This window comes from Pseudomonas sp. MF4836 (assembly GCF_002018875.1).
Taxonomy (GTDB): Bacteria; Pseudomonadota; Gammaproteobacteria; order Pseudomonadales; family Pseudomonadaceae; genus Aquipseudomonas.
Window position 1 is genome coordinate 17,450 of sequence record NZ_MVOL01000013.1, and the last position, 19,680, is coordinate 37,129.

General features: G+C 63.5%; 15 protein-coding genes. 4 read left to right on the top strand and 11 right to left on the bottom strand.

Annotated features, from left to right (window positions below; all coding sequences use genetic code 11):
* Positions 1–53 precede the first annotated feature (53 nt).
* Positions 54–725, bottom strand: coding sequence for a polysaccharide lyase family 7 protein (locus tag MF4836_RS26225; RefSeq protein ID WP_020295333.1), 672 nt, complete (start codon positions 723–725; stop codon positions 54–56).
* A gap of 319 nt (positions 726–1,044) precedes the next feature.
* Between MF4836_RS26225 and MF4836_RS26230 the strand changes: the two genes are divergently transcribed.
* The 3 genes from MF4836_RS26230 to MF4836_RS26240 are packed head-to-tail and all read left to right on the top strand — an operon-like array spanning position 1,045 to position 4,042.
* Positions 1,045–3,168: a putative bifunctional diguanylate cyclase/phosphodiesterase gene (locus MF4836_RS26230; protein ID WP_078472758.1), complete on the top strand. Its 2,124-nt coding sequence runs from the start codon at positions 1,045–1,047 to the stop codon at positions 3,166–3,168.
* 42 nt (positions 3,169–3,210) lie between these two features.
* On the top strand, positions 3,211–3,723 hold the full coding sequence (locus tag MF4836_RS26235) for a M48 metallopeptidase family protein (protein ID WP_020295335.1): 513 nt from the start codon (positions 3,211–3,213) through the stop codon (positions 3,721–3,723).
* A 22-nt stretch (positions 3,724–3,745) separates the two neighbouring features.
* On the top strand, positions 3,746–4,042 hold the full coding sequence (locus MF4836_RS26240) for a winged helix-turn-helix domain-containing protein (RefSeq protein WP_020295336.1): 297 nt from the start codon (positions 3,746–3,748) through the stop codon (positions 4,040–4,042).
* A gap of 22 nt (positions 4,043–4,064) precedes the next feature.
* On the opposite strand, the gene MF4836_RS26245 is transcribed toward MF4836_RS26240, so the two are convergent.
* Entirely contained in the window at positions 4,065–4,517 is a 453-nt protein-coding gene (locus tag MF4836_RS26245) for a GNAT family N-acetyltransferase (protein WP_078472759.1), read from the bottom strand.
* 276 nt (positions 4,518–4,793) lie between these two features.
* On the opposite strand from MF4836_RS26245, the gene MF4836_RS26250 reads away from it, so the two are divergent.
* Positions 4,794–5,531 (top strand): substrate-binding periplasmic protein, encoded by a 738-nt coding sequence (locus MF4836_RS26250; RefSeq protein ID WP_078472760.1) that lies wholly within the window; start codon positions 4,794–4,796, stop codon positions 5,529–5,531.
* 65 nt (positions 5,532–5,596) lie between these two features.
* Here the strand turns inward: MF4836_RS26250 and yccS are convergent, their stop codons facing one another.
* The 9 genes from yccS to betI form a co-directional block, all read right to left on the bottom strand.
* Positions 5,597–7,771 (bottom strand): YccS family putative transporter, encoded by a 2,175-nt coding sequence (gene yccS, locus MF4836_RS26255; RefSeq protein WP_078472761.1) that lies wholly within the window; start codon positions 7,769–7,771, stop codon positions 5,597–5,599.
* 138 nt (positions 7,772–7,909) lie between these two features.
* Positions 7,910–9,088 (bottom strand): NAD(P)/FAD-dependent oxidoreductase, encoded by a 1,179-nt coding sequence (locus MF4836_RS26260; protein ID WP_078472762.1) that lies wholly within the window; start codon positions 9,086–9,088, stop codon positions 7,910–7,912.
* Positions 9,089–9,278: 190 nt separating this feature from the next.
* Positions 9,279–10,616: an ATP-dependent RNA helicase DbpA gene (dbpA, locus tag MF4836_RS26265; protein ID WP_238596211.1), complete on the bottom strand. Its 1,338-nt coding sequence runs from the start codon at positions 10,614–10,616 to the stop codon at positions 9,279–9,281.
* Positions 10,617–10,940: 324 nt separating this feature from the next.
* On the bottom strand, positions 10,941–12,368 hold the full coding sequence (mdtD, locus tag MF4836_RS26270) for a multidrug transporter subunit MdtD (protein WP_078472764.1): 1,428 nt from the start codon (positions 12,366–12,368) through the stop codon (positions 10,941–10,943).
* Positions 12,369–12,436: 68 nt separating this feature from the next.
* On the bottom strand, positions 12,437–13,774 hold the full coding sequence (locus MF4836_RS26275; protein ID WP_078472765.1) for a TldD/PmbA family protein: 1,338 nt from the start codon (positions 13,772–13,774) through the stop codon (positions 12,437–12,439).
* The gene (locus tag MF4836_RS26280; protein ID WP_078472766.1) at positions 13,774–15,216 is read right to left on the bottom strand and encodes a TldD/PmbA family protein; all 1,443 of its coding nucleotides are present in this window, start codon (positions 15,214–15,216) and stop codon (positions 13,774–13,776) included. The genes MF4836_RS26275 and MF4836_RS26280 overlap by 1 nt, the downstream gene beginning before the upstream one ends.
* A 253-nt stretch (positions 15,217–15,469) precedes the next feature.
* Positions 15,470–17,173, bottom strand: a complete 1,704-nt coding sequence (gene betA / locus MF4836_RS26285; protein WP_078472767.1) for a choline dehydrogenase — start codon at positions 17,171–17,173, stop codon at positions 15,470–15,472.
* Between the two features lie 195 nt (positions 17,174–17,368).
* Positions 17,369–18,841 (bottom strand): betaine-aldehyde dehydrogenase, encoded by a 1,473-nt coding sequence (gene betB, locus MF4836_RS26290; protein WP_078472768.1) that lies wholly within the window; start codon positions 18,839–18,841, stop codon positions 17,369–17,371.
* 108 nt (positions 18,842–18,949) lie between these two features.
* Positions 18,950–19,543, bottom strand: a complete 594-nt coding sequence (gene betI, locus MF4836_RS26295; protein WP_078472769.1) for a transcriptional regulator BetI — start codon at positions 19,541–19,543, stop codon at positions 18,950–18,952.
* Between the last annotated feature and the right edge of the window lie 137 nt (positions 19,544–19,680).

The window sequence follows — 19,680 nt, forward strand, 5'->3', positions numbered from 1 at the left end:
CGGCGTTGTACCGAAAAAGCCCGCAGCGATGCGGGCTTTTTTGTGGGTCGGTTTCAGCCTTTGTTGTGGTCGATGTCCAGCTTGTAGAAGGTCACCTTGCCGCCTTCGCTGGTGTAGCCGGTGTTGTCCTGCACATAGACCCCGGCCTTGAAGTACAGCGGCTTGTCGCGCCAGGTGGCGCTGATCTTGTTGTCCCACTGGTAGCCGGCGGCGCTGATGCTCAGCGTGCCGCTGCGACTGAGGTGGATCAGGTAGGAGAACTCGCGGTCCAGCTTGACGTTCTCGGCGATGGTGATGACCCGGCCTTCCTTGTCGTCCGGACGCATGCGCACCTTGGCCACGATATTGCCGCTCAGCTTGCTGGTCTTGTACTGGTACTCGACCTTCACCAGCGGCTTGGTGCTGTTGTAGGCGTGGATCTGGCCGATGACGATCTTGCCCGAGGAAGGCACCTGGTTCACCGCCAGGGTCGCGTACAACAGGTTGTCGGCGTCGGGGTAGGTCCAGTTGCGCAGGGTGCCGTTGGAGTAGGTCTCGCGCAGTTCGGTGCGCGGGTAGATGGCGTTTTCGGTCTTGGAGCCGGTCACGGGGGACCAGAAGAACAGGGTGCCGGTGTTGGAGTGGAAGTACTGATCCTTGAAACCACTCACCAGTCGTGGTGTGTCGATGGTGGCCGGCGGGTTGCCGACGGGAACGCTGAGGTTCCAGGTTGCCAGGTCGATCATGGTCGGGGGTTTCCACGGTTGAGGCAGGGGCAGGCACGCAAGGCTTTAGCCTGCGGTTTTTCAGGGGTGGTCTTTATAGCGTAGAAGGCATCGCGGTTAACGCCCGTCTGGCGGATGCTTGACGTCAAGCCTTTGTCCTGCGGCGTTTTTTCCCTTGATACGGGGCTTTCGCGGGTGACCGTTAGTCGGGTGCCCGCTGCTTTGGCACGGTGATGTCCTTTTGACAGCTTCTGCTTTGCCGGATCCGGGTCTAGAGTGAAGACTCAGTTTTTGTCCGGTTTTCTTCGGTTTCCGGCCTTACGCACACAAGAGAAGCAGCATGGAATGCGCGCAACCCAAGCCAGGTGACGGCAGCTCAGTCCTTTTGATCGTTGATGACTACCCCGAGAATCTGATCAGCATGCGGGCGCTGCTGCAGCGCCAGGACTGGCAGGTCATGACGGCCGCATCCGGTATCGAGGCCCTCAACCTGCTGCTTGAACACGAAGTCGACCTGGTGCTGCTGGATGTGCAGATGCCCGGGATGGACGGCTTCGAAGTTGCGCGACTGATGCGTGGCAGCCAGCGGACACGTCTGACCCCGATCATCTTCCTGACCGCCAACGAACAATCCCAGGACGCGGTGATCAAGGGCTACGCCAGCGGCGCCGTGGATTACCTGTTCAAGCCTTTCGATCCGCAAATCCTCAAGCCCAAGGTGCAGACCCTGCTGGAACAGCAGCGCAATCGCCGTGCCTTGCAGCGCCTGAGCCACGAGCTGGAAGCCGCCCGGGCGTTCAACGCCTCGGTGTTGGCCAATGCCGCCGAAGGCATCCTGGTGGTGGGCGAGGGCGGGCTTATCGAGTTTGCCAACCCGGCGATTTCGCGTTTGCTCGAGTTCCAGGACAACAGCCTGGAAGGCAATGCGCTGCTCAGTTTTGTGCAAAAGCCGCAGATGCCGGTCTGGCGCGACTCCGAGTTCTACGCCAGCTATGCCCGGGGCGAAACCTATCGCCTGCATGACGCCACGCTCTGTACCCGCACGGGGCAGCAGGTCTCGGTGGCCCTGTCCTGCGCGCCGCTGTCCACTGAGCAGAAGGCCATGGTGGTTACGGTGCTGGACATGTCCGAGGTGCGCCATCTGCACCAGCAACTGGAATACCAGGCCGTGACCGATCCCTTGACCGGCCTGCTCAACCGCCGGGGGTTTTACCAGACGGTGGAGAACCTGCTGCTGCGCCAGGAGCGCCCGGAAAAGTCCCTGGTGCTGCTGTACCTGGACCTGGACGGCTTCAAGCGAGTCAACGATTCCCTGGGGCACGATGCCGGTGACCGGGTCCTGCGCTGGGTCTCGGAGCAGTTGCGAGCCTGCTTGCGCTCGTTCGATATCCTGGCGCGCATGGGGGGGGATGAATTCACCGCGTTGCTGGACCTGGAGCAGCCAGAGCAGGCAGCAAAGATCGCGGAAAAACTCATCGAGCGGGTGTCGATCTGTCAGCAGATCGATGGCCTGGATATCGTCCTCGGCGTCAGCATCGGCATTGCCACGTACCCCGATTGCGGTGCCGATCTCGATGGCCTGCTGCGTGCCTCCGACATCGCCATGTACGAGGCCAAGCGCGCCGGACGCCAGCAGTATCGCTACTACGATCATGAAATGAACGGCCGGGCGCGCTCGCGGCTGATGCTTGAGGACAGCGTGCGCAACGCCATCAAGCACAAGGAATTCAACCTGGTGTATCAACCCCAGGTGGCGATTGCCGATGGCCGCCTGCGTGGCTTCGAGGCGTTGTTGCGCTGGCAGCACCCGAGTGTCGGCGACGTCCCGCCGGGGCTGTTTCTGCCGTTGCTGGAAGAGGCGCGGCTGATCAGCCGCCTGGGCAGCTGGATCTACCACCGCGGCGCCGCTCAGCGCCGGCGCTGGCAGGGCCTGTTCAGCGAGGACATGGTGCTGGCCATCAGCTTGAGCAACACGCAGTTCGGCTTGCCCAATCTGGTCACCGAATTGCGCCGGGTCCTTGAGCGTCACGGCCTGCAGCCCCGGCAGCTGGAGGTCGAAGTCACCGAGGAGGCCCTGCTCCAAAACCCTGACGAGACGCGCAAACAGTTGCGCCTGCTGCGTCACCTTGGGGTGCGGGTGGCGCTGGATGACTTTGGCTCGGGCGTCTGTTCCCTGGCCCATCTGCGCGACCTGGAGCTCGATACCCTCAAGCTCGACCGGCACCTGATCGCGCGCTTGCCGGATTCGCCGCGCGACGCGGCGATAGCCCGCAGCACCATCGATTTGTGCAAGCAATTCGGGCTGCTGGTGATTGCCGAGGGCGTGGAAACCCTCGAGCAATATCAATGGCTGCAAGCCAATGGCTGCCAGTACGTGCAGGGCTTCCTGGTGGCGCGGCCGCTGATGGCCAGTGACGCCCGGCGCTTTGCCCAGCCCTTCGACTGGAGCGCGTTACCGGGCTGAATTCGCTACACTGGCGACCTTTCGTGACTCTGTTGCCGCCCCATGACCGCCTTGAAATACCTCCAGGCCTACCCGGCCGCTCTTCAAGAACAAATCCGCCAATTGATCGCCCAGGGGCGCTTGGGCGACTACCTGAGCCAGCGTTATCCGCAAAAGCATGGGGTGCAGAGCGACAAGGCGCTGTACGGCTATGTGCTGGAACTCAAGCAGGAATACCTGCGCAACGCGCCGGCCGTGGACAAGGTGCTGTTCGATAATCGCCTGGACCTGACCCACCGCGCCCTGGGCCTGCACACGGCGATCTCCCGGGTACAGGGCGGCAAGCTCAAGGCCAAGAAGGAAATCCGCATCGCTTCGCTGTTCAAGGAGGCCGCCCCGGAGTTTCTGCGCATGATCGTGGTGCACGAACTGGCGCACTTCAAGGAATCGGACCATAACAAAGCGTTCTACAAGCTCTGCGAGCACATGCTGCCGGGCTATCACCAGCTGGAATTCGACCTGCGGGTCTACCTCACCTGGCGTGATCTGCAGGGCAAGGCGGACGTGGTGGGATAACCCAAGCAACAAGGAGTAGGCGATGGATGTGAGCAAGACCAAAAGCAGCTTTTACCGGCGCTTGTACGTGGCGTACCTGATCGACAGCGGGCTGGCCAGCAGTGTACCGGCGCTGACCGAGGCCACGGGCATGCCCCGGCGCACCGCCCAGGACACCATCGCCGCCCTGGCGGACCTGGACATCGTCTGCGAGTTCGAGCAGCAGGATGGCGCGCGCAACCACGCCGGGCGCTACCAGGTCCAGGACTGGGGCGCGATCGACAAGGGCTGGATCGCCAGCCACCTGCCGCAGATCAAGGCGGTGCTGGGCTACCCCTGAACACCGCCGAAGCCGCGTCGGCTCAAGCCTTGCGCATGCCGATGTGGGGGATGCCGTCCTCGACGTACTCCTCGCCCGCCACGCTGAAGCCGTAGCGGCCGTAGTAGCCCTGCAAATGTGCCTGGGCCGAGAGGTAGATCGGCGTGTCGGGCCAGTACTTCTCGGCCTGCACCAGGGCGTGCTCCATCAGCGTGTGGCCCAGGCCCTGGCTGCGTGCCTCGGGCGCGATGACCACGCGGCCGATCACCACATCGCCGCCCTGGGACGTCGGGTCGAGCAGGCGCAGGTAGGCCACCAGGCGGTCGTTGTGCCAGGCCATCAGGTGGCAGGTGTCGCCGTCCAGGTCCTGGCCATCGACTTCCTGATAGGCGCATTTCTGCTCGACCACGAACACCTCGGTGCGCAGCTGCAGAATGGCGTACAACTGTTCCTTGCCCAGGTCAGTGTGGTGTTTGCAGACCCAATCGATTGTCATGTTCACGTCCTGTCAAAAACTGTGCAGCGATACTAAGCGTCCCTCTCCAGGATGTCTTGCGCGGGGCGGTGGGGGCGAGGATTTATGTGAGGTGGATCAAAATGCCATCATTGTCTTGGATGGGGTCTGTCTTCTTTGTGTAATCTGCAATCGAGCGCTTTGCACTGGCTCCCATGAGCTAATGTTAGGTCCGGGTTGTGGTCACGCAGTGGCCAGCAGGACCTCGGGTTCCGCCGAAATCACGCAGGGCTCCGCGCCCGCTAAGGATCTTTGAGCATGCCGCGATTGCATCGAGCGTTTGCTTTGATTGGATTGCTGTTGCTGGGCCAGAGCGCGTCCGCGGAAAAATTGCGCCTGGTGGCCGACGTCTGGCCGCCGTTTACCGATGCCACGCTGGTCAATGGCGGGCTGGCCACGGATATCGTCAGCACCGCCCTGGCCCGTGCCGGGTACCCCAGCGAGTTCGAACAGGTGCCCTGGGCCCGGGCGCTGATGGGGGTGGGCGAGGGCCGCTACGACGTGCTGGTCAATGCCTGGTACAACGATGCGCGAACCCAGTTGGGGCAGTTTTCCGCCGAGTACCTGCTGAACCGGGTGCGCTTTATCAAGCGCAAGGACGCTCCGCTGGAATATCAGGACCTCAAGCAGTTGCACGAATACCCGATTGCCGTGGTTCGCGGTTATGCCTACGCCCCCGAATTCGACAACGACCCGCTGTTGCAGAAAGTCCCGGTGCACAACTTCGCCATGGCGGTGCGCATGCTGGCGGCCGACCGGGTTCAACTGACCCTGGAAGACGAGTACGTCGCCCGCTATTACCTGGCCCGGGAATCACCCCGAGTGCGCAATGCCGTGGAGTTCGTGCCCAAGCCCCTGAGCGAAAACAGCCTGCATATCCTGGTCAGCCTGAAAAACCCGGACCACGCCAAGATCGTCGCCGGCTTCGACCGCGAAATCGCCAAGATGAAAGCCGATGGCAGTTATGACCGGCTCTTGCGCGAACACGGTATGTAGGAGAGGGACAGCGGCAAGCGGGAAGCAGTCCGCGGACCACTTGCAGCTCGCAGCTTGCCGCTGCGTCACTCTGCTCTTATGAGGTGGACTGCCAGGGTTCGCAGGGGCCCCAGCTGCCGGCATATGAGCGCCAGTTGGCTTTGCACCAGGCGCTGGCCTTCGTCGATTTCATCCGGCATCTGTTCCAGCTCATTGGCCAGGGCTTCTTCGGCATCGCTCTGGATGGCGATCGGGGTTTTGCTGGCCAGGCCCTGGGCGATTTCGTCGATGCTGGCTGCCAGGCTGACCCCGGCGCCTTCGATCAGGTGTTCCCGGACTTCGGCCGGCAGCTGGGTCTCGCGGTGGGCACCGAGGCCCGAGAGGTAGCTGAGCAAGGTGTGGGACAGCACCAGGAAGCGGAAGCCCACGTCCGCTTCCTTACGGAAGTGCCCGGGCTCCATCAGCATATTGGCCAGGGTAGTGGACAGCGCCGCATCGGCGTTGTGGGCGTTGCGTCGGGCCAGGCGGTAGGCCAGGTCGTCGCTTTTGCCGGCGGCGTACTGCTGCATGATCTGGCGCAAGTAGATGCTGTTGCAGGTCAGGGTGTTGGCCAGCACTTTGTTCAGGCGTCGGCCCTGCCAGTCGGGCAGGAATAGAAATACCGCGAGGCCGGCGATCAGGCTGCCCAGCAGGGTATCGAACAGGCGTGGCAGGAACAGCCCATAACCGTCGCCGACCTGGTTGAAGCAGAACAGCACCATCAGGGTGATGGCCGCCGTCGCCAGGGTGTAGCGCGTGGTGCGGTTGATAAAGAACACCACGCCGGCTGCGATCGCGAACAACGACTGCACCAGCGGGCTCGGGAACAGATCGAACAGGGCCCAGGCCACGGTCAGGCCGATGGCGGTGCCGATGATCCGCTGGCCGAGCTTGCGTCGCGTGGCGCCGTAGTTCGGTTGGCACACGAAAAGCGTGGTGAGGATGATCCAGTAGCCCTGGGAGGGGTGAATCAAATGCACCATGCCGTAGCCGATGGTCAGCGCCAGCGGCAGGCGCAGGGCATGGCGAAACAGCAGCGACGTCGGCGTCAGCTGAGTGCGCAGGCGCAGCCAGACATCCTTCAGGTTGCGCGGTGAACGGTCCAGCAGGCTGCTGTCGGTGGCGTCGGCCAGGGCGTCGGGGTTGCTGGCATCGCTGAGCAAGCGGTCCAGGGTCCCGAGGTTCGCCGCCAGCGCCCGCAGCGAGCGCAGCAACCCGCGCCAGGCCGGGTTGCTCTGGATCCGCAGATGCTCCAGGGAGGCGTGCAGGTCGTTCAGGGCTTCGGCAAAGCTGGCGTCGTAGACGAACGGCTGGCGCAGCTGGATCGACTCGGCCAGGGCCCGGCAGGCCTTGCCTTGCTGACGCAGCAGGCGCTGGCAGCGGAACAATACGTCGCTGTGGAAGAACGCATCGGCCAGGGCGTTGTACGGGTAGTGCGAGGAGCTGGCCCGCTCGTGGATGTCCTGGGCCAGGAAGTACAGCTTCAGGTAGCGACTGACCTTGGACCCCGGCCGGCCATTGCCGACTCGGTGCAGGATTATTTCCTTGGCCGCGTTGAGTGCAGCCACCACCTTGCCGTTCTGTTGCGCCAGTTCCAGGCGCCGGGCTTCGACGTCCAGCTGGCGGATCGGCTCGAACAGAGACGATTTGAGCTTCAGGTAATACCCCAGCTCGCGAAACAGCCGGGCCAGGCTCTGTTGCACCGGCTGGTTGGAGAACAGCGCCTGCCACAGCACCGAGAGCAGGCCGTACCAGGCGGCGCCGGCCACCAGCAGCACCGGTTCGTGCCAGAAGTCGGTGACCGCGCCGCCGCGCTGATCCACGCCGATCATGGTATAGACCGACAGAATCAGGGTCGCCGAGGCAATCGCGCCGTAACGTTCGCCGAGGGCACCGAGCATGGTCAGGCCGAAGCTGGCCAACGCCAGGGCGATGACGAATATCCAGGGGTAGGGGAACAGCAATTCGACCGAGAAGGCCGCGACACTGAAGCACACCAGGGTCACGGCCAGGGCGTTGAGGCGACCCTGCCAGCTGTCGTCGGTCTCGGCCAGGGCGCTGGCGATAATCCCCAGGAACAGCGGGATCAGCAAGCCCATCTCGTCCTGGTACCAGCACAGCGCCATGCTGCCGGTCAGGGCGATGAACACCCGCACGCTGTAGCTGAATTTATCCAGTGCCCAAAGACGGCGCAGGGAGTGGCGAAAAGAGGTCGAGGACATGAAGTGGGGAGGGCCTTCCGGGGCGATCTGGGTAAATTGAGCCAGTATTGACGACGGCGCAATGGCGTCGTCACATCCTGGAGCAAAATCTGTTCCTTCCTTGTACCGCTCACACCTCCCGAGGCAAGCGTCGCCGCCTCAGACGTACTGCGCGGCCGCGTAACCCGAAGCCCAGGCCCACTGGAAATTGAAGCCGCCGAGGTGGCCGGTCACGTCCAGTACTTCGCCGATAAAGTACAGCCCCGGGCTTTTCAGCGACTCCATGGTCTTGGACGACACTTCGCGGGTGTCGACGCCGCCCAGGGTCACTTCGGCGGTGCGGTAGCCTTCGGTGCCCGCCGGCACCAGTTTCCAGCTCGCCAGTTTCTCGGCGATCTCGGCGATTTCGGCGTGGGTGTATTGCTTCATCGGTTTGGAGACGAACCAGTTGTCCGCCAGCAGGTTGGCCATCTTCTTGGTGAAGATTTCGCCGAGCAGGGTTTTCAATTCGCTGTTGGGGCGTTCGGCCTGCTGTTGATTCAGCCAGTCGAGGGCATCGTGGTCCGGCAGCAGATTGATCTCCACCGTGTCGCCCGGTTCCCAGAAGGACGAAATCTGCAGGATCGCCGGGCCGCTGAGACCACGGTGGGTGAACAGGATGTTCTCGCGAAAGCTTTGTTCGTTGCAGCTCACCAGGCAATCCACCGAGGTCCCGGACAGCTCGCCGCACAGCTCCTTGAGCTGGTCGGTGATGGTGAACGGCAGCAGCCCGGCGCGGGTCGGCAGCAGCTCGTGGCCGAACTGCCGGGCCACCTGGTAACCAAAGCCGGTGGCACCCAGGGTCGGGATCGACAGGCCGCCGGTGGCGATCACCAGGGACGTGCACTGCAACGGGCCGAGGGTGGTTTGCAGCAGGTAGCCGTGTTCGAGCTTTTCGATCTGCTCGATGGCGGTGTCCAGGTGCAGCGTGACCCCGGCCTGGTCGCACTCGTCGAGCAGCATGCCGAGGATGTCGCTGGACTTGTTATCGCAGAACAACTGGCCGAGTTTTTTCTCGTGATACGGCACGCCGTGCTTGGCCACCATGGCGATGAAATCCCACTGGGTGTAGCGGGCCAGGGCAGATTTGCAGAAGTGCGCGTTCTGCGAGAGAAAATTGCCCGGTTCGGTGTACATGTTGGTGAAATTGCAGCGGCCACCGCCGGACATCAGGATTTTCTTGCCCGCCTTGTTGGCGTGGTCGAGCAACATCACCTGGCGTCCACGACCGGCAGCGGTCAGGGCGCACATCAGGCCTGCGGCGCCAGCGCCAATGATCACGACTTCGGTAGAGCGCAAAACGGTGTCCTCTGAAATTCTGGGTTCGAGCAGTACAGCGTGTGTGTGGCGCGGGAGCTTGCTTGGGCAGCGCGGCGGGTCAGTCAAACTGTGGCCGCGGGTTTTGCGAGCGCTGCGCGCTCGAGCGGGAGCAAGCTCCCTCGCCACAGCAAGCTCCCACCTTGAGGCCCCCTATACAGGAGGGCCGCGATCAGAGAATCCGTACCCGCAGCGAACGGCCCTTGATCTTGCCGTCGTTCAGGCGTTGCAGGGCCTGTTTGGCGATGGTGCGGTCGACCGCCACATACGCCTGGAAGTCGAAGATCGCGATCTTGCCGACCTGGGCACCGGGGATCCCGGCATCGCCGGTCAGGGCACCGAGGATGTCGCCCGGGCGCACTTTGTCCTTGCGCCCGGCGCCGATGCACAGGGTGCTCATGGCTGGCAGCAGTGGACCGCCGCCCTGGGAAGGCAGGTTGTCCAGCTGGTCCCAGTTCAACGGGGACTTCTGCAACTGTTCGATGGCCTGGGCGCGATGGGCCTCGGACGGTGCGACCAGGCTGATGGCAATGCCTTTCTCGCCAGCCCGACCGGTACGGCCGACGCGGTGGATATGGATTTCCGAATCCCGCGCCAGTTCGACGTTGATCACCATGTCCAGGGCATCGATGTCCAGGCCGCGCGCGGCGACGTCGGTGGCCACCAGTACCGAAGTACTGCGGTTGGCGAACATCGCCAGTACCTGGTCACGGTCGCGCTGTTCCAGGTCGCCATGCAGGCCCACGGCGGACATGCCCTTGGACGTCAGGTGGTCGACGGTTTCCTGTACTTGCTGCTTGGTGAAGCAGAAGGCCACGCAGGACTGCGGGCGGAAGTGGTTGAGCACCTTGACCACAGCGTCCATGCGTTCTTCCGGGGAAATCTCGAAGAAGCGCTGTTCGATCTGGCTGTCGGCATGGAAGGCTTCGGCCTTCACTTGCTGCGGGTCGCGCATGAACTTGGAGGCCAGTTGCTTGATGCCCACCGGGTAGGTGGCGGAGAACAGCAGGGTCTGCCGGCGCTCGGGGGTGTGGGCGATGATTTCTTCGATCGGGTCGTAGAAGCCCATGTCCAGCATGCGGTCGGCTTCGTCGAGAATCAGGGTGTTGAGGCCGTCGAGTTTCAGCGAGCCCTTGCGCAAGTGCTGGGAGATGCGACCCGGGGTGCCGACGATGATGTGCGCGCCGTGCTCCAGGGAAGCAATCTGCGGGCCGAGGGACACGCCGCCGCACAGGGTCAGGACCTTGATGTTGTCTTCGGAGCGGGCCAGGCGGCGGATCTCCTTGGCCACCTGGTCGGCCAGTTCACGGGTCGGGCACAGCACCAGGGCCTGGCAACCGAAGTAACGCGGGTTGATCGGGTTCAACAGGCCGATACCGAAGGCTGCGGTTTTACCGCTGCCGGTCTTGGCCTGGGCGATCAGATCCATCCCCTTGAGGATCACCGGCAAGCTTTGCGCCTGGATCGGCGTCATCTGGGCATAACCGAGGGAGTCGAGGTTAGCCAGCATGGCGGCGGACAGCGGCAAAGTATTAAAAGCGGTGGCGATGGTGGTCACGGGACTGGCCTGCAAAACAAAATGTCGCGCAGTGTAGCAGCCTCGCCCGCCGAACCTGCAAATTCTGGACGAGCAGCCATTGACGTTGCCGCTGTCGCCAGGCTGCGTGCCGGTGTACATCAGGAGGTATCGCGTTGTCAGCGAGGTCCAGCGCAGCCTCGCGCTCTCGGCAGCGGCTACGGGCTGTAGCCGCTGTCGAAGGCTGCGCTGGCCGGTATGGGCGCCGGTGTACGTCGGGCATATCGCGTCGAGTGCAGCGGGTCGCCTATTTGCCGATCAATGCTCGATATGTTCTTCCACCGGTTTGCTGCGCTTGCCGTCCTTGGGCGATAGCTGCAGGAAGATGGCCGCGGCCAGCATTGCCATGATGCCCACGGTGAGGAACGTCAGTTGGAAGGCGCCGAGCACGGTATCCACCCCGTCGTTGCCGACTTCGGCGGTAAAGCCGCCGAGCAGGGCACCGGCACAGGCCACGCCCAGGCTCAGGGACAACTGCGCGACCACCGACAGCAGGCTGTTGCCGCTGCTGGCCGAGGCGTCGTCGAGGTCGATCAGGGTCACGGTGTTCATCGCGGTGAATTGCAGCGAGTTGATCGCCCCCAGCACCGCCAGCATCCCCAGCAGCAGCGGATAAGGCGTGTGCTCGGTGACCAGGCCCATGCTTGCCAGCATCAGCCCCAGGGCCAGGGTATTGCCGGTGAGGACCACGCGGTAGCCCAGGCGCTCGATCAACGGTCGGGCCACGGACTTGGCGAGCATGGCTGCGGCGGCCAGGGGCAACATGCTCATCCCGGCCTGGGACGGCGAGTAACCCAGGGCCACCTGCAACAGCAACGGCACCAGGAACGGCAAGGCGCCGCTGCCCAGGCGCGCGAACAGGTTACCGAGAATGCCCACGGCAAAAGTCCGCACCTTGAACAGCGAAGGCGCAAACAGCGGGTTATCGATATGCCCGGCGCGCAGCCAGTACGCGGCCAGGCAGGCCAGGCCGGCAAACAGCAGCAGCATCACCCGCAGGTGCGGCAGGTGCAGTTCGCCCAGGCCTTCCATGGCAATGGTGATCAGCACCATCGCCGCGCCAAACAGCAGGAAGCCCAGGCCGTCGAAGCGCGTGCGTTCGCTGCCGCGCAGGTCGGGGATAAACCGCCACACCGCGTAGCAGCCGATGGCACCCACCGGCAGGTTGATCAGGAAGATCCAGTGCCACGTCATGTACTGCACCATCCAGCCGCCCATGGTCGGGCCGATCAGCGGGCCGAGCAGGCCGGGGATGGTGATAAACCCCATGATCCGCACCAGCTCCGAACGCGGGTAGGCGCGCAGCACCACCAGCCTGCCCACCGGCAGCATCAGGGCGCCGCCCAGGCCCTGGATCACCCGGGCGCCGATCAGTTGGCTCAGGGTGTTGGACATGGCGCAGAGCAGGGAGCCGATGCTGAACAGCAGGATGGCGCCGAAGAAAATCTTCTTGGTGCCGAAGCGGTCGGCGATCCAGCCGGAAGCCGGAATCAGCAGCGCCACCGTGAGCATGTAGGCAATGACCACGCCCTGCATGCGCAACGGGTTTTCCGCCAGGTCCCGGGCCATGGCCGGCAGGGCGGTATTGAGGATGGTCCCGTCGAGGGACTGCATGAAAAACGCGATGGCCACCACCCAAGGCAGCCAGCGGGCGGTGGTGGCATCTAGAACCGGGCGTTCGGGCATAGGACCTCTAAAGGAGCAGCGCCAAGCTTTGAGCTACACGCTTGAAGCTTAGCGCTTGCAGCTGTTTTTCAAAGAGTGAGGGTCAGGCGATTGATCAGCGCTCCGGGCAGGTGCGTCGAGGCGGTCTGGCGCTGGCCGTAGGTACTGGGCGACAGCAGCAGCTCGCGCTCCTGGGTCAGGGCTTCGAGCTGCGTGCCCAGCAGACTGTAGACACTGTCATCGAAACGCATGGTGCTGACCGGGGCCTGGATCTCGCCGTTTTCCACCCAGAAGGTGGCGAAGCGGGTCATGCCCGTCAGGCGCGCGGCGGGCTGGTCAGAGTAGTTCAGGTACCACAGGTTACTGATGTACAGGCCGGTGCCGAGTTGCTTGAGAATCTCCTGCTGCGGCAATTGCCCGCCGCGCATGCTCAATGCGCCGGGGTATTCGCCGCCGCTGGCGCCGTTGGTGGTCAGGCCGTATTCGGCGGCGCTGCGCGAACTGGTCAGTTGGCCGCTGGCGGCGCCCGCGGCGATCAGCGTCACGTCTTCGCTCGGGTAGCCCTCATCGGAGAAGGCCGGGCTCAAGGAGCCGCTGACCTGTTCGTCGAGCCACACCAGCGGGCTCAGGCTGGCCTCATTGGCGTAGAGCTTCTGCAACGGGCTGTGCTTGCTGGCGATGGCCTGGGCCGAGAAACCGCCCCAGCTGAGCATGCCGACGATTTCTTCCAGGGCCGCTGGCGCCAGGTACGCGCGGTATTGCCCGGGGGCCAGGGTGCGCAGCGGCCGCCCGAGAAACGCCAGTTGCTCCCGTGCCTGCTCGAAGCGCCTGGCGAAGTCGGCGCTGTTCCACAGATCGCCGGCGTAGCTGGCCTTTACCGCCTGGCCGTTGTCGTGGAACAGGCTGAAGTCGAAGTTGAAGCTATTGGCCTGGTGCCAGCCAAAGGCCCCGGCCGAACTGGCAAAACCGCGACTGACGGGACCTGCGGCGTAGAACCCCACCAGGTCCAGGCCCGTTGCGGCGCGGCCGATTTCCGCCACCACCTGCTCGGTGTCGGGCAGTGGGCGCTCCTGCACGTTCTGACTGTGCCAGCCGTTGTGGTTGAGCAGCAGGTACGGGTCTGCGGGCAATAACGGCAGGGTTTCCCGCAGTTGTTGCAGGCCTTCGGCCAGGCGTTGCAAATCCACTTGCGGGTCGCCGGCCAGGGTGATGCTGAGGTCGGCGTGGCGGCCCTGGTCGATCAACTTGAACTCCAGGCTGGCCTGCTGCACGTGCCCGGCCTGGCGTACCCGGGCGTGGTTGAAACGAATGAACGCCGAGGACTCGGCGGCGTAGCTCAGGCTGAACTGCTCCGGCTCGCGCAGGGCGTCGCGCAGCCAGTCGACCAGGGCCTTGAACTGTTCGGCCTGACTCATATCGGTGCTCATCAGGCATCTCCCCCAAACACATCAATGTTGCTAAAGACACAGGCCGGCGAAGCATGGCCGACGCGGATCACCTGGTTCGGCTCGCCCTTGCCGCAATTGGGCGTGCCCAGCACCTTGAAGGTACTGCGGTCGCCAACGGCACTCAGGTTGCGCCAGAACTGCGCGGAGATCCCCCGGTAGTTGGGGTTCTTCACCACGCCCTTGAGCTGGCCGTTCTCGATCAACTGCGCCCATTCGCAGCCGAACTGGAATTTGTTGCGCGCATCGTCAATCGACCAGGAGCGGTTGGTGGACATCAGGATGCCGTGCTCGATCCCACCGATCAGTTGTTCCAGGGATTGCTCGCCCGGCTCGATATTGAGGTTGGCCATGCGGTCGATCGGTGCCCGGTTCCAGCCACAGGCACGGCTGTTGGCGACACCCTTCAGGCCGGCGCGAAATTGCGACAGCGCACCGCCCAGGGGCCGCAGCAGCAAGCCTTCGCGGATCAGAAACTGCTTGCTGGCGGCGCTGCCGTCATCGTCGTGGCTGTAGCTGGCGAGCTCTTCGGGGATCTCCGGGTCGAAGGTCACGTTGAGCAGCGGCGAACCGTATTGCAGGCTGCCGAAGTCCTGGGCTTTGACGAAGCTGGTGCCGGCGTAGTTGCGTTCGTCGCCGAGGATCCGGTCCAGCTCCAGCGGGTGGCCGATGGACTCGTGGATCTGCAGCATCATCTGGTCCGGCATCAGCAGCAGGTCGCGCGGGCCCTGGGGGGTATTGGGCGCCAGCAGCAATTGCAGCGCCTGGTCGGCGACCTGTGCCCCGGCGCCCAGCAGGCCGCAGCGGCTGATGACATCGGCGCCGCCCTGCTGGCCGAAGTTGTCGCGGCCCAGGGTCCGGGTCTGGCTGTCGCTGCCGTCGTAGGCGGTCACATCCAGGCCCGGGTAGACGAAGCGCTGGGCCTGGCGCAACTCGGCGCCGGCGCTGTTGAGGTAGATCTGCTCGACCTGGGTGATGCCGATGCTCACCTGCCAGTTGACCAGGCGCTCGTCTTTGGGCACGGCCGCGGACTCGTCGCCGAGCATCTGGTAGCAATCGCTCAGGGAAGGGAAGGGCTGGTCGAGGTTTGGCGAAAAGTAGTCGCCGCGGTCACTGGACACCGCCTGCTCGCGCAAGTCGAGCAGGGCATGCCCGGCGATCAGCCGCGCTTGCTGTTCGGCCCGTTGCAGGGCGGCTTGCAGGCCGGCCTGGGACAGGTCGTTGGTGGCGGCATAGGCTTCGACGCCGTTGACCCGCACGGTGAGCATGGCGCCTTCATCACGGCTCAGGCTGGGCGGTTCGGCCACGTTCTTGCGCACCGACAGGTGCTGGCCGGATTCACGTACATACCGCAGCGAGAAAAATTCGCCGCCCGTGCGCAAGGCAGCGAAGCGCTGCTTGAGCTGGGGGTGAAAGTCGAACATGGGTGACCTCCTGGTGAAGCGCGGCGCGCTGCGGGCCCTATCGCCAGCAAACCGGCCGCGCTAGCTACAGGCGACGGTGGGCTCGGGATAATGTCCGCGGTGCGATGGGGATGGGCGAGACAGGTGCAGAACTGTAGCCGCTGCCCAAGGCTGCGATCAAGGACGCAGTCGGTGCAATGGGCTGGATGGGGTGTGGCGAGGGAAGCGGGGAGACCGCGATGGCGCCGACCGTTGCGGTCGGCGCCAGGCTGTTTTACTGCGCGGTGCGGCTCACGTCACGCAGCGGCTTGCCACGTACCGGGGCGTCGCCGGCCACGAAGTAGTCGGCGGTGCTGCGTGGCAGAGGCTGGCGGCCACGGATCTTGTCGGCGATTTTCTCGGCGATCATGATCGTCGGCGCGTTGAGGTTGCCGGTGGTGATGATCGGCATGATCGACGCATCGACCACCCGCAGGCCCTGCATGCCATGCACGCGACCTTCGCCATCGACCACGGCCATGTCGTCGGTGCCCATCTTGCACGAGCAGGACGGGTGGAACGCGGTTTCGGCGTGCTCGCGGATGAATTTATCCAGTTGCTCGTCGGTCTGGACGTCGATGCCCGGGCTGATTTCCCGGCCACGGAACGCGTCCAGTGCAGGCTGTTGCATGATTTCCCGGGTCAGGCGGATGCCGTCGCGGAATTCCTGCCAGTCCTGCTCGGTGGCCATGTAGTTGAAGAGGATGCTCGGGTACTCGCGCGGGTTCTTCGACTTGAGCTGGATCCGGCCACGGCTTGGCGAACGCATGGAGCCCATGTGCGCCTGGAAACCGTGCTCTTTCACACCGTTGCTGCCGTTGTAGTTAATCGCTACCGGCAGGAAGTGGTACTGGATGTTCGGCCAATCGAATTCTTCACGGGTACGGATAAAACCGCCCGCTTCGAACTGGTTGCTGGCGCCGATGCCGGTACCGTTGAACAGCCACTCGGCACCGATGGCCGGCTGGTTGTACCAGAGCAGCGAAGGGTACAGCGACACTGGTTGGGTGCAGGCGTACTGCAGGTACAGCTCGAGGTGGTCCTGCAGGTTTTCGCCGACGCCCGGCAGGTCGTGCACCACCGGGATGTCGAGGCTTTCCAGGAGCTTGGCCGGGCCGACGCCGGAGCGCTGGAGGATTTGCGGCGAGGCGATGGCGCCGCTGCACACCAGCACTTCCTTGCGGGCGCGGGCTTCAACGCGCTCTTCGGCGGCGCCGATCAGGTAACGCACGCCCACTGCACGCTTGCCGTCAAACAGCACTTTGTCGGTCAGAGCGTGGGTGACGATGGTCAGGGTCGAGCGCTTTTTGGCGGTGTCCAGGTAACCGCGAGCGGTGCTGGCACGACGGCCTTTAGGCGTGACGGTGCGGTCCATCGGACCGAAGCCTTCCTGCTGGTAGCCGTTCAAGTCTTCGGTGCGCGGGTAACCTGCCTGCACGCCGGCTTCGACCATGGCGTGGAACAGCGGGTTATTGCCGGCCTTGGGCGTGGTCACGCTGACCGGGCCATCGCCACCGTGGTAGTCGTTAGGCCCGATGTCGCGGGTTTCGGCCTTGCGGAAGTACGGCAGGCAGTTGAGGTAATCCCAGTCTTCCAGACCTGGCAGTTTCGCCCAGTTGTCATAGTCCATCGCGTTGCCGCGGATGTAGCACATGCCGTTGATCAGCGACGAGCCACCCAGGCCCTTGCCGCGACCGCATTCCATCCGGCGGCCGTCCATGTGCGGCTCCGGATCGGTCTCATAGGCCCAGTTGTAGCGTCGGCCTTGCAGCGGGAACGCCAGGGCGGCCGGCATTTGCGTACGGAAATCGAAACGGTAGTCCGGGCCGCCTGCTTCGAGCAGCAGCACGGTGACGCCTTCGTCTTCAGTCAGACGGGTCGCCAGGGTATTACCGGCGGAGCCGGCACCCACAATGATGTAGTCATATTCTTGGGACATAAATGCACCCTCGTAAAAGTTGGTTCAGGCTGCTTTTGTGGCGAGGGAGCTTGCTCCCGTTCGACTGCGCAGCAGTCGCAAAGTCAGCGCTCGAGTTCGGTCTGAAAGAACGGCGGTGCCTGGAATGGGGCTGCTTCGCAGCCCGATGGGAGCAAGCTCCCTCGCCACGGGGGCCATGCCAGGCTCAATCGGGTCTTAGAACACCGAGGCGTAGTCGCCCAGCTCAACCTGTACCGATTTGATGCGGGTGAAGTTATTCAGCGAGCTGATGCCGTTCTCACGGCCCACACCGGATTGCTTGTAGCCGCCAACCGGCATCTTCGCGTCGGATTCACCCCAGGCGTTGATCCAGCAGATACCGGCTTCGAGCTGATGAATCACGCGGTGGGCGCGGTTCAGGTCTTTGGTGACCAGGCCGGCAGCGAGGCCGAAGTCGGTGTCGTTGGCACGACGGATGACTTCTTCTTCAGTTTCGTAGGTCAGGATGCTCATCACCGGGCCGAAGATTTCTTCGCGGACGATGGTCATCTCGTCGGTGCAGTCAGTGAATACGGTTGGCGCCACGAACGCGCCCTTGGCCAGGTCACCCTGGGTCAGACGCTCGCCGCCGCACAGGACGCGAGCCCCTTCTTCCTTACCCTTGGCGATGTAGCCGAGCACGCTTTCCATGTGGGCGAAGCTGACCAGCGGGCCGAAGTTGGTGTTTTCATCTTCCGGGTTGCCGATGCGGATGCGTGCAACGCGCTCGACGATCTTGGCTTCGAAAGCGGCTTTCAGGTGGCTCGGTACGAACACCCGAGTGCCGTTGGTGCAGACCTGACCGGAGCTGTAGAAGTTGGCCATCATCGCGGTGTCGGCGGCGCGATCGAGGTCGGCGTCGTCGAAAATGATCAGCGGCGACTTGCCACCCAGTTCCATGGTCACGTCTTTCAGCGAGGAGCTGGAGGCGCTGGCCATGACTTTCTTGCCGGTGTCGGTGCCGCCGGTGAAGGAGATTTTCTCGATGCGCGGGTGCTCGGTCAGCCAGGTGCCGACTTCACGGCCGCTGCCGGTCAGGACGTTGAACACACCGTCCGGCAGGCCGGCTTCGGTGTAGATCTCGGCCAGTTTCAGGGTGGTCAGCGAGGTGACTTCACTTGGCTTGAAGATCATCGCGTTGCCGGCCGCCAGGGCTGGAGCGGATTTCCACAGGGCGATCTGGATCGGGTAGTTCCAGGCGCCGATACCGGCCACGACGCCCAGGGGCTCGCGACGGGTGTAGACGAAAGAGGTGGTACGCAGCGGGATCTGCTCGCCTTCGATGGCGGGAACCAGGCCGGCGTAGTATTCCAGCACGTCGGCGCCGGTGACGATGTCGACGTATTTGGTTTCGGAGAACGATTTGCCGGTGTCCAGGGTTTCCAGGGCGGCCAGTTCGTCGTTGCGCTCACGCAGGATCTCGACGGCGCGACGCAGGATGCGCGAACGCTCCATGGCGGTCATGGCGGCCCAGATTTTCTGGCCCTTTTCGGCGCTAACCACGGCGCGCTCGACGTCGTCCTTGGTCGCACGCTGCACTTGTGCGAGGACTTCACCGTTAGCCGGGTTGATGGCTTCGAAGGTGGCGTCGCTGCTGGCGTCGGTATAACCGCCGTCGATGTAGAGTTTTTGCAGTTCGAAACGGGCCATATAGTCCTCGCAAGTGCATAAGTGGTTGGCGTTAACCGCTGGGCGGGCCTTGTAGCTTGGGCATCGCGGGTCAGCGGCAGTTCAGGGGGCCGAGCGTCTCTGTGTGCTCTAGCGCTCCTGCTTAGCCAATTGGAAATCCATGTATTCGTAAGCGATCTGTTGCGCCTGTGCGGTGTCGAAGGCGTCTCCGGACAGCGCGCCGCGCAACCACAAACCGTCGATCAGGGCTGCCAGGCCTCGTGCTGCGCTGCGTGCTTCATCCAGCGGCAGGACACGGCGGAACTGGCAACACAGGTTGGAATACAGACGGTGATCGTTGATCCGCTGCAACCTGTGCAAAGACGGGTGGTGCATGCTGGTGGCCCAGAAGGCCAGCCAGGTTTTCATTGCCGGGCCATTGACCTGGCTGGCGTCGAAGTTGCCTTCGATAATCACCTGCAGATGGGCCCGCGGGCTGTCATCTGTCAGCGCCTGACGACGCTCGGTGACGTTCTCTATCAGGGCGTTCATCAGGTACCGCATGGTGGCGGCAATCAGGCCGTTCTTGTCCTGAAAGTAGTGACTGATGATGCCGTTCGAGACACCGGCCAAACGGGCGATCAGCGCAATGCTGGCGTCCCCCATTCCGACCTGATCGACGGCCTGTAACGTGGCTTCGATCAATTGCTGGCGGCGTATGGGTTGCATACCGACCTTGGGCATCTTGCACCTCTCCTTAGGCCTGCCGGCAGACGTAGAACGGCTACCGGCGTAGGGGCCAGTCTATTTTGTTTTGATTGAACGTTCAATCAACAAAGAATAAGATCTGCGACAAATCGTCGCTGCCTACAGGTTTTTCC

Coding starts and splice junctions, on each gene's coding strand:
- MF4836_RS26280 (WP_078472766.1), bottom strand. CDS start 15,216: ATGTTCGACTTTCACCCCCAGCTCAAGCAGCGCTTCGCTGCCTTGCGC.
- MF4836_RS26240 (WP_020295336.1), top strand. CDS start 3,746: ATGGATGTGAGCAAGACCAAAAGCAGCTTTTACCGGCGCTTGTACGTG.
- dbpA (WP_238596211.1), bottom strand. CDS start 10,616: ATGCTGGCTAACCTCGACTCCCTCGGTTATGCCCAGATGACGCCGATC.
- mdtD (WP_078472764.1), bottom strand. CDS start 12,368: ATGCCCGAACGCCCGGTTCTAGATGCCACCACCGCCCGCTGGCTGCCT.
- MF4836_RS26275 (WP_078472765.1), bottom strand. CDS start 13,774: ATGAGCACCGATATGAGTCAGGCCGAACAGTTCAAGGCCCTGGTCGAC.
- betB (WP_078472768.1), bottom strand. CDS start 18,841: ATGGCCCGTTTCGAACTGCAAAAACTCTACATCGACGGCGGTTATACC.
- MF4836_RS26250 (WP_078472760.1), top strand. CDS start 4,794: ATGCCGCGATTGCATCGAGCGTTTGCTTTGATTGGATTGCTGTTGCTG.
- betI (WP_078472769.1), bottom strand. CDS start 19,543: ATGCCCAAGGTCGGTATGCAACCCATACGCCGCCAGCAATTGATCGAA.
- betA (WP_078472767.1), bottom strand. CDS start 17,173: ATGTCCCAAGAATATGACTACATCATTGTGGGTGCCGGCTCCGCCGGT.
- MF4836_RS26245 (WP_078472759.1), bottom strand. CDS start 4,517: ATGACAATCGATTGGGTCTGCAAACACCACACTGACCTGGGCAAGGAA.
- MF4836_RS26235 (WP_020295335.1), top strand. CDS start 3,211: ATGACCGCCTTGAAATACCTCCAGGCCTACCCGGCCGCTCTTCAAGAA.
- MF4836_RS26225 (WP_020295333.1), bottom strand. CDS start 725: ATGATCGACCTGGCAACCTGGAACCTCAGCGTTCCCGTCGGCAACCCG.
- yccS (WP_078472761.1), bottom strand. CDS start 7,771: ATGTCCTCGACCTCTTTTCGCCACTCCCTGCGCCGTCTTTGGGCACTG.
- MF4836_RS26230 (WP_078472758.1), top strand. CDS start 1,045: ATGGAATGCGCGCAACCCAAGCCAGGTGACGGCAGCTCAGTCCTTTTG.